Origin of the sequence: Nonomuraea sp. H19, from assembly GCF_052068215.1 — a bacterium.
GTDB lineage: Bacteria > Actinomycetota > Actinomycetes > Streptosporangiales > Streptosporangiaceae > Nonomuraea.
Window position 1 is genome coordinate 135,308 of sequence record NZ_JBQHCV010000008.1, and the last position, 12,800, is coordinate 148,107.

The window sequence follows — 12,800 nt, forward strand, 5'->3', positions numbered from 1 at the left end:
TACCGTCAGCCCATGAGGGCGTCCGCGTCGGCCCGGGAGGCGACGCGGATGAAGGTCAGGTGCGCGTTCGCCGGATCAGCGGAGGCCCGGGGGTAGCGGTCGCGCAATTTGGCGTGCGACTTCCAGGCGAAGCGGACAATGGAGTCGTCCCGGGAGAGCAGCGATCGGAACGACTCCCGGTTGCCGTTCCAGAGCTCGGCGCCGGTGGCCATCCGGCGCAGCGTCCTGCTCAGGAGCTGGCGCATCACCACAGGTCTGGGCGGGTCGATCCAGATGACGGTGTCGGCGCGCGCCCACACCAGATCGCTTACGAGGGAGTAGTTCCCGTCGATCACCCACCCGTCGCCGGCCGTGAAGCGCTCGACCTCCGTACGGAACTCCTCCGGTGGGCGCGGTGTCCAGGCGGGCAGGTGAAAGATCGAATCGAGCTCGAGCCAGGGCACGTCCAGCCTCCCGGCCAGCCTGGCCGCCAGGGTCGATTTGCCGGACCCCGAGTTTCCCACCACGGATACACGTCGCACCGGCGCCAATTTGACGCGCTCCCCGGCCTGAGGGCCGGAGATTTTGGCCTGTGTCACGCCGTTCATGCGGCGGCACTTCCTCGGCTTCCTGCTTCATCGGCCCGTGCCGCCGCGAGCGGTGGTCTTACCGGTCCTCCACAGGCGTTTTGTCTCTCCGCCCGTCCGGCGGCGAGAATGTTGATCGCGGCGTTCACGTCCCGATCATGGATGGCGCCACACGGGCAGGACCATTCCCGCACGTTCAACGGCATCGTCTCGGCCAGAGTCCCGCAAGCCGAACACAACTTGGACGACGGGAAGAACCGGCCGACCTTGGCGAACTGCCTGCCATACAGCTTCGCCTTGTACTCCAGCATGCTCACGAACGCCGACCAGCCCGCGTCATGGACGCTCTTGGCCAGCCTCGTGCGCGCCAGCCCCTTCACCGCCAGGTCCTCCACATAGATCGCTTGGTTCTCGCGGATCACGTGGGTGGAGGTCTGGTGATGGAACTCACGGCGCGCGTCGGCGACCTTCGCGTGCTGGCGGGCGACCTTGCTGCGGGCCTTGGCCCGGTTGGATGATCCTTTCTGCTTACGCGACAGCGCTTTGTGGAACTTCTTGAGTTTCTTCTCCGCCCGGCGCAGGAAACGCGGAGAGTCGATCTTCCGGCCGTCCGCCAGGACGGCGAAATGGCCGAGCCCGAGGTCGATCCCCGTCTCGGCAGGCGCGGCGGGCAGCTGCTGCTGCACCTCGACCACGAAACTGGCGAAATACCGGTCCGCCGCATCCTTGATGATGGTGACCGAGGATGGTTGCGCGGGCAGCTCCCGAGACCACCGCACCAGCACATCCCCGATCTTCGGCAGGCGCAGCTTGCCGAAGACGGTGACGGCGAAGCGGGCGTTCTTGGTGAACCGGATCGCCTGCCGGTTGTCCTTGCGGGACCGCAACCGGGGCGGCGCGAGCTTCGGCCCCTTCCGCTCCCCTTTGACCGAGGCGAAGAAGTTCCGGAACGCGGTGGTGCAGTCGGACAGAGCCTGTTGCAGCACGACCGCCGATACCTCGCCCAGCCAGGCCCGCTCGGGGCGCTGCTTCGCCTGGGTGATCACCATGCGGGACAGTTGCGCATCGGTGATGAACGGCAGGCCCTGCTCGTGGGCGTGGTTGCGCAGTGCGAGCGCGTCGTTGAACACCACGCGGGCGCACCCGAACGCCTTGGCCAACGCGATGCGCTGCCCCGGCGTCGGGTCGATACGGAAGGAATACCGCAACTGCACGAGATCCATCGTACAGTTGGTTTATGGCCGAGAGCAGCGAAATCAGAACAGGCAGACACTGTGTTTTCGCCTTGCATGCTCACTTGGTTTTCGTCACGAAATTCCGGCACAAGGTGTTCACCGGCACCCACTTGACCCGCCTGGAAGAGATCATGAGGGCCGTCTGCGCCGACTTCGAAACCACCCTGACCGAGTTCAACGGCGAGGACGACCACCTCCACCTGCTGGTCAACTTCCCGCCCAAAGTGGCGCTGTCGAAGTTGGTCAACTCGTTGAAGGGCGTCTCATCCCGGCGGATGCGCCAAGAGTTCCCCGAACTCGCCGCCCACTACTACCGGGCGAACAAGCTGTGGTCCGGCTCCTACTTCGCCGGATCAGTGGGCGGCCCCCCGATCGCTGTCCTGCGCCAGTACATCGAGCAGCAGAACCGACCGGCCTGATCGGGGTGGACGCCGATCCACCTGGCCGAATCGGCTGTTCTTGCCCCGCTACGCGGGCTGGTCCGCTTCACCCCCAGCTGAAGCCCGGAGCACTGCTGACAATTCCGGTAGCCGGTGTATCGCGGCCGCCGGACGAGCTCCCGGCCTGGAACGACGGCGAGGACGTTGCCGTCTGACGAGCCGCACGCCCTCCTGCCGGAGGTCGACGGCGATCGACGCGCTACATGGCCAGGGCGGGCGTGCTCATGGCGTGAGCACGGCGGCGGTGGCGCGCCAGCCCTCGCGGGCGCTGGGGTGGCGCGGGGTCCAGCCGGTGGAGGCGCGCAGGCGGGCGTTGGCGACCCGGAGCGAGCGGGTGAGCGAGGTGAGGCGGTGCCCGAAGAGGTGAGCGGCGCGGCCGGGCACACGCAGCCACATGCGGGCGCCGGTGGCGCGGGCGAGGGCGTCGGCGAAGTCCCGCTTGGTCAGCGGCTCGTCGTCTACCACGTTGTAGGTGCCGGCGGGTGCTTCGAGCGCCGCGACGACGGCCGTGGCGGCGTCGGCCATGTGAATGGCGGACACGTAGCCGCCGGGCCGGCCGAAGACCAGGCCGACGTGCCGGCCGGCCAGGGCGTACATCTGCTCGCTGTGCAGCGCCCCAGGACCGTAGAACCAGCCGAACCGCAGCGCCACCCCCGCGCCGCCGCCCTCTTGGGTGAAGCGGTGGGCGTTCGACTCGGCGGCGAAGTTGCCGCGGGTGAGCGGGTAACGGTCTACCGGGGCGTCCTCGTCGATCCAGCGGTCGCCCTGGTCGCGGTAGACCATGCAGACCGACTCCTGCACCACCCGGCCGACGCCGGCGGCCAGCGCGGCGTCGGCGACGGCGGCCGAGCCCTGGTCGCGCACCCGGTGGTTGTCGCGCATCGCCTGCGTGCTCATGAACCTGCTCATCGGCGGGATGGCGCTCGCCAGGTTGACCACCGCGTCGTGCCCGGCGAACGCCGAGGCCAGCGCCTCACGGTCGAACAGCGACACCCGGACGGGAGCGGCACCCTGGCGTTCGAGCGCGGCCGCCTTGGCCGGTGTGCGGGCGAGCGCCGTCACCGCGTGACCGGCGGCCAGCAGCGCGGGAACCGCGTGACCGCCGATCGCGCCGGTGCCGCCTGTGACGAATACTCTCATAGTGAGAGAGTACTCTCTTACCATGGCGAGGACTACACCGGGCGTCACACGGCAGCGGCTCATCGACGAGGCCGTCCGCCTGTTCTCCACTCGCGGCTACGCCGCGACCTCAGTGGCCGACATCCAGGCGGCGTGCGGCCTGACCACGGGCTCGGGCGCGCTGTACAAGCACTTCCCGTCCAAGCGGGCCCTGCTGGAGGAGGCGGTGCGGCGCAACCTGGAGACGATCGCGCAGCAGGCGGCCGCCGCCACCGCCGAGCGGCCCGGCGGCGAGGACGGGCGCGCGGCGCTGGAGCGCATGGCGCGGGTCGTGTGGGACGTGCTGGAGCACGACCGTGAGCTCATCCGGATCATGCTGCGGGAGTTCGACGGGTTCCCGGAGCTGTTCGAAGGCATGTGGCAGGGCGTCCTGGCGGGGGTGTACCGGCAGGGGGCCGCGTGGATCACCGCCCAGAAGGAACTGGGCAACGCCGAGGCCGACGATCCCGAGGCGACGGCGGCCGTGCTCCTGGCGTCCCTCACCTACTACCCCCTGCTGCGCATCATGATCGGGCACACGCCCGGCGACCTGGACCCCGAGCGGTTCCTCGCCGCCTGGGTCGAACACGCCGCCGCCACGCTCAAGCTCCGCCACGCCGACCCACCGGGCGGCCGGGACCAGGGTGCCGCGGAGTGCTTCTAGCGCCGCGCAGGGATCGCGCAACCGGCGATCAAGCGGCACGCAATCCCGTCCACGTAGAACTACCCAGGACGATGTGAAACGTCGGAGAGAACTGGGGAAGTCAAGTGGGCACGGCAATGTGGATGTCGATGGCGATCGTGGGCGGAACGACGCTGATGCTGGCCTGCGTCGGCCTCCCGTTCCTGATCGTCGCGCGGAACGGGCAGCGGCTGCTGGCGACGGGGATCGCCGCGCAGGCCGTGGTCGAGTCGATGGCCGACACCGGCATGACGGTCAACGGGCAGCCGGTGGTGAGCTTCGTGCTCGCCGTGCGGACGGACGACGGGCAGGCCTACCGGGTGACGCACCGGCAGTCGCTGCCGCGCATCCCGATGGGCGTGGTGGCGCCGGGCGTGACGGTCCCGGTCAAGGTGGACAGGCAGCGGCGCGAGCGCGTGCGCATCGACTGGGCTTCGTGGCGGCCGGCGCCCAACCGGGCATGACAGCGGCAGCTTCGATCATCGGCCGTCCGGCAACAGCCGGGCGGCCGATTTCGTCGTTACGTTCTTTTTAAGTACACCCGCAACTCTTGGCAACGGCCTTCCGGACATTTATGGTTCAGTGCAATGCCACACATTACTGGGAAGGTTCATGACGTCCAAGCAGGTCACGCTGCGTGCCTGCGCCGTTCGTACCGCGGCGAGGGCGGTACGGCCGGTGGCAGGGGCGCATCGCGGGCCGCCTGGCGCGCGACCGGCGGCGGCGTAACAGCCGGGCCGCAATTCCCCGCGTCATCGAGCGGCTCCGGGCGGTCACCGGCCCGAGCCGCCTGCTGGAGGAGCAACCCGCGCCGCACTCTGGCCGGCGCCATGGCCCCGACCTGACGGGCCGGAACCAACGGAAAGAAGGCGACATGAGGAGATCGGCGGCGCTCGGGAGCGTCACCATGATCGCAGTTCTGGCGCTCACGGCATGCGGAGGGGGCGGCGCCGCGGCGCCCTCCACCGGCTCGGCGAGCGGCCCGGCCGCACCCGCCGCCATGGGCGGCACCGTGCGCGTCCTGGCCAACGCGGACTTCTCCCACCTGGATCCGGCACGTGGCTGGGACGGCGGCGTGAACAACTTCTACCGGCTCATCTACCGCGGGCTGACGACGTTCGGCGCGGGTCCAGGGGCCGAGAGCACCAAGATCGTGCCAGACCTCGCCACCGACACGGGCACGCCGTCCGACAGCGCCAAGACCTGGACGTTCACCCTCAAGGACAACCTGTTCTTCGAGGACGGCACGCCGATCAACAGCGAGGCGGTGAAGTTCGGGTTCTCGCGTGCCTTCGACCCCGAGGCCGGGATCGGCTCGCCGTACGCCAGGCTGCTGCTCGACGCGCCGAAGGACTACAAGGGCCCGTACCTGTCGGGCGATCTCGACACCATCGAGACGCCGGACGCCAAGACGGTCGTCTTCCACCTCAAGAAGTCCTTCGCCGACTTCCCCAGCGCGCTGGCGATGGTCAACTTCACGCCGTTCCCCAAGGGGACGGGCGCGGCGGCGGCGTTCGACAGCAAGCCGATCGCGAGCGGGCCGTACAAGGTGGCGAGCTACCAGCGGGGCGTCTCACTCAAGCTGGTACGCAACCCGCATTGGAAGCGCGAGACCGACAACGTGCGCGCGGCCAAGCCGGACGCCTTCGAGTGGACGTTCGGCCTGGACCCGGCCACGATGGACGAGCGCATGCTGGCCGGGCAGGGCACCGACGCCGACGCCATCGCCGGCTCCATCCAGGCGCAGACGGTGGCGCGGGCGCAGCAGCCGCAGATCAAGGCGCGCACGCTGTCCGGGCTCAACGGCTGCACCACGTACATGGGCCTCAACAGCACCAAGAAGCCCCTAAGCGACGTGCGGGTGCGCCAGGCGATCAACCACGCGGTCAACAAGGACACCGTGGTCGCGGCGATGGGCGGCGCCACCCTGGCGCTCAAGGGCACCTCGATCCAGCCGCCCTCGGTGGCGGGCCGGGTGGACTACGACCCGTACCCGTACAACGTCGAGCAGGCCAAGAAGCTGCTCGCGGAGGCGGGCGTGGCCGATGGGTTCACCATGACGCTGGACAGCCGGACGATTCCGAAGATGGCGGCGGTGGCCGTGGCCATCCAGGAGGCGCTCAAGCAGGTGAAGATCGACCTGAAGATCAAGAACATCGACACCTCGACGTACTACGAGGTGATCGGCACGCCGGCGCAGCAGAGCGACGCCGCCGTCACCGGCTGGTGCCCCGACTGGGCCTCCGGCGCGACGTTCCTGCCGCCGCTGTTCGACGGCCGGAACATCACCGCCAAGGGCAACGCCAACCTCGCGCAGATCAACGACAAGGCGATCAACGACCGCATCGACGAGATCGCGGGGATGGACGACGTCCAGCAGGCCAACGCCGCCTACGGCGAGCTCGACAAGGAGATCATGAAGCTGGCGCCGGTGGTGCCGCTCGCATACGAGAAGGTCGCCCTCATCGTCGGTTCGAACATCGCGGGCGCCTACCAGTCCAACGCGTACTCCGGCGGCATCGACCTGGTCTCCGTCGGACTGGCGAAGCCGACGAAGTAGATGACGCTCGCACTTCACGCCGGCGCGCCGGCCACCTCGGGCCGGCGGGTCGCGGGCGCGCTGCTGCGCGACCGGGGCGCCGTCCTCAGCACCGCGTTCCTGGCACTGGTCGTGCTGATGGCGATCGGCGCGCCGCTCATCAGCGCGATCACCGGGCACGGCCCGAACGACTTCGACACCGCGGCGGTCAACACCGACCTGGGCGGCGTGCCGCACGGCGCGTTCGGCGGGATCAGCGCCGAGCACCCGCTGGGCGTCGAGCCGCAGAACGGCCGCGACATCCTGGCCCGCATCGCCTACGGGGCGCGCGTGTCGCTGCTGATCGCGGTCGCCGCCACCGCGCTGACCACTCTGCTCGGGGTGGTGCTGGGCATGCTGGCCGGGTTCTACCGGGGCTGGGCGGACCAGGTGATCTGCCGGGTCATGGACTTCCTGATGGCCTTCCCCGCGCTCATCTTCATGATCGCGATCCTGTCGTCGCTGCCACAGGGCAACAAGGAGGTGCTGCTGGTCGTGGTGATCAGCGTTTTCGGCTGGCCGTATCTTGCCCGGGTGGTGCGCGGGCAGACGATGACGCTGGCGAACAGGGAGTTCGTGGAGGCGGCACGGGCCTCCGGCGCCTCCACGGGGGCGCTGGTGTTCAAGGAGATCCTGCCGAACCTGCGCAACTCCCTGATCGTGATGACCACGCTCGCCGTGCCGGGCTACGTCGGCACCGAGGCGGGCCTGTCGTTCCTGGGCGTCGGGGTGGCGCCGCCGACCCCGTCCTGGGGGCAGATGATCTCCAGCTCGGTCGGCTGGTACGCCGTCGACCCGATGTACTTCGCCATCCCCGGCGCGTTCCTGTTCCTGACCGTGCTGTCGCTGACGGTGCTGGGCGACCGGCTGCGGGCCGCGTTCGACGCCGGGGAGGCCTCGTGATGGCGCGTCACCTGGCCGGGCGGGCCGCCGGGGTGCTGCTGATCCTGTTCCTGGTGTGCCTGTTCACGTTCATCATCTTCTTCACGCTGTCGCCGGACCCGGCGGTGATGATCTGCGGCAAGACGTGCACGCCCGAGCGGATCGACCAGATCCGCGCCGTGCTGGGGCTGGACAAGCCGTTCGTGACGCAGTTCTCCGCCTTCCTGATCGGCATCTTCGCCGGGCGGGACTACGGTGAGGGCGCGAACCTGGTGCACTGCGCGGCGCCGTGCCTGGGCTACAGCTTCCAGACGAACCAGTCCGTGTGGGACATGGTGGTGGAGCGGCTGCCGGTCAGCGCCACCGTGGCGATCGGGGCGGCGGTGCTGTGGCTGCTGGTCGGGACCCTCGCGGGCCTGGTCAGCGCGGTCAAGGAGGGCACCTGGTGGGACCGGGCGGCGATGGGGCTGGCGCTGGGCGGCTCCAGCGTCCCCAACTACGTGCTGGCGCTGGCGCTGCAGTACGTGCTGGTCGTGCAGTTGCAGGTGCTGCCCTTCCCGCAGGCGGTGGCGTTCGGCGATGATCCGGTGGTGTGGTTCCAGTCGTACCTGATGCCGTGGGTCGTGCTGGCCACCGGCTACGCCTGCCTGTACGCGCGGCTCACCCGCGCCAACGTGATCGACACCCTGGCGGAGAACTTCATGCGCACGGCCAGGGCCAAGGGCCTGAGCCCGGTGCTGACCATGCGCAGGCACGCCCTGCGTCCCGCGCTGACCCCGATCGCCACGATCTTCGGCATGGACTTCGCGGCGCTGCTGGGCGGCGCGCTGATCACCGAGACGGTGTTCGGGCTGAACGGGGTCGGCAAGATGGCCGCCGACTCCATCGCCAAGAACGACCAGCCGGTGATCATGGCGGTGACGTTGCTGGCGGCGTTCTTCGTGGTGGTCGGCAACGTGGTGGTGGACCTGGTGTACACGACGCTGGACCCGAGGGTGAGGATCACGGCCAGATGAGTGACCTGCTTGTCGTTGAGGACCTCACGGTCACCTTCCCCACCACGCGCGGCCCGGTGGACGTGGTCAAGGACGTGTCCTTCACCGTCGGACACGACGAGACCGTCGGCATCGTGGGCGAGTCGGGGTCCGGCAAGTCGATGACCAGCCTGGCGATCATGGGGTTGCTGCCGAAGGGCGCCCGCGCCGGCGGCAGCGTCCGGCTGGACGGGACGGAGCTGCTGGGGCGCCCGGACCGGGAGCTGCGGCGGCTGCGCGGCGACCGGATGTCGATGATCTTCCAGGATCCGTTGTCGTCGCTGAACCCGTACTACACGGTCGGCCTGCAGATCGAGGAGGTCTACCGCGCGCACCGCGGCCGCTCGCGGCGGCAGGCGCGCGAGGTCGTGATCGAGGCGCTCCGGCAGGTCGGCCTGCCCGAGCCGGAGCGGCGCGTGGACTACTACCCGCACCAGTTCTCCGGCGGGCAGCGGCAGCGCGTCATGATCGCGATGGCGCTGGTGTGCTCGCCGGCGTTGCTGATCGCCGACGAGCCGACCACCGCCCTGGACGTGACCGTACAGGCGCAGATCCTCAGCCTGCTGGCGGACCTGCGCCGGCAGAGCGGCACCGGCCTGGTGTTCATCACGCACGACCTGGCCGTGATCAGCTCCATCGCCACCCGGGTGCTGGTGATGCGCCGGGGCGAGCAGGTCGAGTACGGCACCGCCGAGCAGATCTTCGCCGCGCCCCGCCACGACTACACCCGGATGCTGCTGGAAAGCATCCCGCGCATCGACGATGAGGTGGGCGCATGACGCTGTTGCGGGCCAGGGACCTGACCAAGCGGTTCGTCTCACGCGGCCCGCTGGGCGCCAAGGTCGCGTTCACGGCGGTCGACCGGGTGAGCTTCGAGGTGGGGCTGGGCGAGACCCTCGCGGTCGTGGGCGAGTCCGGCAGCGGCAAGTCCACCACCGCCCGCATGATCGCCAAGTTGATGGACCCGAGCGAGGGCACCCTCGAATTCGACGGCGAGGACGTCACCCGCGCCAAGGGCGCCGCGCTGGCCCGCTTCCGGGCCAACGTCCAGGTCGTCTTCCAGGACCCGTTCTCCTCGCTCAACCCCCGCCACACGGTGGAACGGATCCTCATGGCGCCGTTGGTCTACCAGGGCATCCCGCCCGACGGCGGCCGGCGGGCGCACGCCAAGGAGCTGATGGAGCGGGTCGGGCTGAACCCGGACCACTCGCTGCGCTATCCCGCGCAGTTCTCCGGCGGGCAGGCGCAGCGCATCGGCATCGCCCGCGCGCTGGCCGTCAACCCCAAGCTGGTGATCTGCGACGAGGCCGTCTCGGCGCTGGACGTGTCGGTGCAGGCGCAGGTGATCGAGCTGCTGCGGCGGCTGCAGCGCGAGAGCGGCTTCAGCTATGTGTTCATCGCCCACGACCTGGCCGTCGTCCGCCAGATCGCGCACCGGGTGGCGGTGATGAGCAAGGGCAGGATCGTCGAGCTGGGCGCGGCCGAGCAGGTGTTCGGCGACCCGCGCGACGACTACACCAGGACATTGCTGGCGGCCATCCCGCGCATCAACCCGGAATGGGACCGCCGCAGGAGGGAATTGCGTTGATCACCGCGACGTACACGATCCCCGGGATGCGGGTGCGCGACCACGTGGTGGACGTGCCGCTCGACTGGTCGGACCCGGAGGCCGCGATCAAGGTGTTCGCCCGCGAGCTGGTCGATCCCGTACGGGACGGGGAGGACCTGCCGTGCCTGCTCTACCTGCAGGGCGGCCCCGGCGGCAAGGGGCCGCGGCCCGTGGGCACGCCGGGCTGGCTGGGGCAGGCGCTGCAGGCGTACCGGGTGATCCTGCTCGACCAGCGCGGCACCGGCCGCAGCTCGCGCATCGACGGGCGGGTGATGAGCGCGCTCGGCGCCCGGGAGGGCGCCGACTACCTGGCCCGCTTCCGCGCGGACGCGATCGTGGCCGACGCCGAGCACCTGCGCAAGACCGTCTTCGGCGGCAAGCGCTGGTCGACGCTCGGGCAGAGCTACGGCGGTTTCCTCACGCTGACGTACCTGTCGAACGCGCCCGAGGGGCTCAGCGCCTGCTACGTCGCGGGCGGCCTGCCGGCGCTGGAGCCGGACGCCGCGGAGGTCTACCGGCGCACCTATCCCCGGGTGGCGGCCAAGAACGCCGAGTTCTACCGCCGCTACCCGCACCACGCCGAGACCACGGCCCGGCTCGCCGACCGCCTGGCCGAAGGCGACGTGCTGTTACCCGACGGCGACACGCTCACCGTGCGCCGGCTGCAGTCGCTCGGCATCGACTTCGGCATGAAGCCCGGCTACGAGCGCATGCACTGGCTGCTCGACGAGGCCGAAGGGCTGCCGGAGACGTTCCTGCACCAGGTGCTGGCCCGCTCCTCCTACGCCGACAACCCGCTGTTCGCGGCGCTGCAGGAGAGCATCTACGGCTCCGGGCCGGGCGCGACCGCGTGGGCGGCCGAACGCGAGCGCGCCCGGCACCCCGCCTTCTCCGAAGACGCCAGGCCGCTGCTGTTCACCGGGGAGATGATCTACCCGTGGATGTTCGCGGAGATCCGCGCGCTGCGGCCCTTCCACGCCGCCGTCGGCCTGCTCGCCGAGCGGGCCGACTGGCCCCCGCTGTACGACCTGGACCGGCTGGCCGCCAACGAGGTCCCGGTGGCCGCGGCCGTCTATTTCGACGACATGTACGTAGACTCCGGCCTGCAGCTCGACACCGCCGCCCGGCTCGGCAACGTCCAGGCCTGGGTCACCAACGAGTACGAGCACGACGGCATCGGCGAGGAGCGCGTCTTCGCCAGGCTCACCGGGCTCGTCCGCGACATGGGAGGAGGAATCACCGGTGAGTGACGGCAAACTGCCCAAGCTGTCGGAGATCCCCGCGTTCACCGAGTACATCGCCCAAGGCTGGGACACCCCCGCCCGCACCCCCGACCTGGTCCCCGGAGCGGCCGGGGCGGCCGCCGCGCACCGGGCCCGCCTCGCCGCCGCGCTCCCCGGCCAGACCGTGGTCGTCGCGGCCGGCCGGGCGCCGGTACGCAGCAACGACACCGACTACGGCTTCCGTGTGGACAGCGACTTCTCCTGGCTGACCGGCTGCGCCGCGGAGAACGCGGTGGCCGTGATCGGCGACGGCGAGGCCACCCTGTACCTGCCGCCGCCCGCCCGCCCCGGCGACACCGGCTTCTTCTCCGACGCCGTCTACGGCGAGCTGTGGGTGGGCCCGTCGCCGTCGCTCGCCGAATGGTCGGCCGCGCTCGGCGTCGAGGTCCGCCCGCTGCCGGACTTCGCCGGGCCGCCCGCCGGCGCCCTGCTCGCGGGCCCCGGCTGGCCGGAACCCTCCGAAGACCTCGGCCGGACGCTGGCCGAACTCCGCATGATCAAGGATGAGTGGGAGATCGCCGAGCTCCGCGCGGCCGTGGACCGCACCGTGGAGGGCTTCGCGGCGGTGCTCGCCGAGCTCCCGGCGGCGGTGGCGGGCGCGGGAGAGCGCTGGCTGCAGGGCACCTTCGACCGGTACGCCAGGACGTACGGCAACGGCCCCGGCTACGCCGCCATCGTGGGCAGCGGCCCCCACGCGCCCACCCTGCACTGGGTGCGCTGCGACGGCCCTGTGCTCCCCGGCGAGCTGCTGCTGCTGGACATGGGCGTCGAGGCGCGCAGCCACTACACCGCCGACGTCACCCGCACCTTCCCCGTGTCCGGGTCCTTCTCCCCCGTCCAGCGGCAGGTGCACGACCTGGTGGAGCGGGCGCACCGGGCCGGGATGGCGCAGGTGGCGCCGGGCCGCGCCTTCACCGGCTTCCACCACGCCGCGATGGAGGTCATCGCGCGCGGGCTGGACGACTGGGGGCTGCTGCCGGTCTCGGTGGACGAGGCGCTGTCCGACGCCGGCCAGCACCACCGCCGCTATCTGGTCTGCGGCATCGGCCACCATCTGGGCCTGGACGTGCACGACTGCGCCCGCTCCAGCCCGGAGGCCTACCACGGGGCGCGGATGGCGCCCGGCATGGTGCTCACCGTCGAGCCCGGCCTGTACTTCCACGCCCACGACCGCACGGTGCCGCCCGAGCTGCGCGGGATCGGCGTGCGGATCGAGGACGACCTGCTGGTCACGGGCGACGGCGCGGAGATCCTTTCCGCCGCCCTGCCCATCGACGCGAGCGGCCTGGAGAGCTGGGTCAAGGAGAGGATCTGACCGCCCGGGGGTGGCACG

General features: G+C 70.4%; 13 protein-coding genes. 10 read left to right on the plus strand and 3 right to left on the minus strand.

The genetic code is table 11. The features are described 5' to 3' along the window. Positions 1-5: 5 nt before the first annotated feature. Both ACTMTI_RS19310 and ACTMTI_RS19315 read right to left on the minus strand, forming a co-directional pair. Positions 6-521, minus strand: coding sequence for a hypothetical protein (locus ACTMTI_RS19310; RefSeq protein ID WP_441121782.1), 516 nt, complete (start codon positions 519-521; stop codon positions 6-8). Positions 522-583: 62 nt separating this feature from the next. After that, the gene (locus ACTMTI_RS19315) at positions 584-1,780 is read right to left on the minus strand and encodes an RNA-guided endonuclease InsQ/TnpB family protein (RefSeq protein ID WP_441121783.1); all 1,197 of its coding nucleotides are present in this window, start codon (positions 1,778-1,780) and stop codon (positions 584-586) included. 23 nt (positions 1,781-1,803) lie between these two features. Between ACTMTI_RS19315 and tnpA the strand changes: the two genes are divergently transcribed. After that, the gene (gene tnpA / locus ACTMTI_RS19320) at positions 1,804-2,220 is read left to right on the plus strand and encodes an IS200/IS605 family transposase (RefSeq protein ID WP_441121784.1); all 417 of its coding nucleotides are present in this window, start codon (positions 1,804-1,806) and stop codon (positions 2,218-2,220) included. 243 nt (positions 2,221-2,463) lie between these two features. Here the strand turns inward: tnpA and ACTMTI_RS19325 are convergent, their stop codons facing one another. Continuing rightward, a complete protein-coding gene (locus tag ACTMTI_RS19325; protein WP_441121785.1) occupies positions 2,464-3,381 on the minus strand; it encodes an NAD-dependent epimerase/dehydratase family protein in 918 nt (305 codons plus the stop codon). 22 nt (positions 3,382-3,403) lie between these two features. On the opposite strand from ACTMTI_RS19325, the gene ACTMTI_RS19330 reads away from it, so the two are divergent. From ACTMTI_RS19330 to ACTMTI_RS19370, 9 genes are all read left to right on the plus strand, one after another. Continuing rightward, on the plus strand, positions 3,404-4,063 hold the full coding sequence (locus tag ACTMTI_RS19330; RefSeq protein ID WP_441121786.1) for a TetR/AcrR family transcriptional regulator: 660 nt from the start codon (positions 3,404-3,406) through the stop codon (positions 4,061-4,063). A gap of 104 nt (positions 4,064-4,167) precedes the next feature. Continuing rightward, on the plus strand, positions 4,168-4,545 hold the full coding sequence (locus ACTMTI_RS19335; protein WP_441121787.1) for a hypothetical protein: 378 nt from the start codon (positions 4,168-4,170) through the stop codon (positions 4,543-4,545). 443 nt (positions 4,546-4,988) lie between these two features. After that, positions 4,989-6,641 carry an ABC transporter substrate-binding protein gene (locus ACTMTI_RS19340; protein ID WP_441121788.1) on the plus strand — a complete coding sequence of 551 codons (1,653 nt, stop codon included), beginning with the start codon at positions 4,989-4,991 and terminating at the stop codon, positions 6,639-6,641. Beyond that, positions 6,642-7,562 (plus strand): ABC transporter permease, encoded by a 921-nt coding sequence (locus ACTMTI_RS19345; protein ID WP_441121789.1) that lies wholly within the window; start codon positions 6,642-6,644, stop codon positions 7,560-7,562. After that, positions 7,562-8,557 (plus strand): ABC transporter permease, encoded by a 996-nt coding sequence (locus ACTMTI_RS19350; RefSeq protein ID WP_441122098.1) that lies wholly within the window; start codon positions 7,562-7,564, stop codon positions 8,555-8,557. Before ACTMTI_RS19345 ends, ACTMTI_RS19350 begins: the two co-directional genes overlap by 1 nt. Beyond that, on the plus strand, positions 8,554-9,354 hold the full coding sequence (locus ACTMTI_RS19355) for an ABC transporter ATP-binding protein (RefSeq protein ID WP_441121790.1): 801 nt from the start codon (positions 8,554-8,556) through the stop codon (positions 9,352-9,354). The genes ACTMTI_RS19350 and ACTMTI_RS19355 overlap by 4 nt, the downstream gene beginning before the upstream one ends. Further along, on the plus strand, positions 9,351-10,163 hold the full coding sequence (locus tag ACTMTI_RS19360) for an ATP-binding cassette domain-containing protein (protein WP_441121791.1): 813 nt from the start codon (positions 9,351-9,353) through the stop codon (positions 10,161-10,163). Before ACTMTI_RS19355 ends, ACTMTI_RS19360 begins: the two co-directional genes overlap by 4 nt. After that, complete coding sequence (locus tag ACTMTI_RS19365; protein WP_441121792.1) at positions 10,160-11,434, plus strand: alpha/beta fold hydrolase; 1,275 nt, start codon at positions 10,160-10,162, stop codon at positions 11,432-11,434. The genes ACTMTI_RS19360 and ACTMTI_RS19365 overlap by 4 nt, the downstream gene beginning before the upstream one ends. Beyond that, a complete protein-coding gene (locus ACTMTI_RS19370; protein WP_441121793.1) occupies positions 11,427-12,782 on the plus strand; it encodes an aminopeptidase P family protein in 1,356 nt (451 codons plus the stop codon). Before ACTMTI_RS19365 ends, ACTMTI_RS19370 begins: the two co-directional genes overlap by 8 nt. Positions 12,783-12,800: the final 18 nt, after the last annotated feature.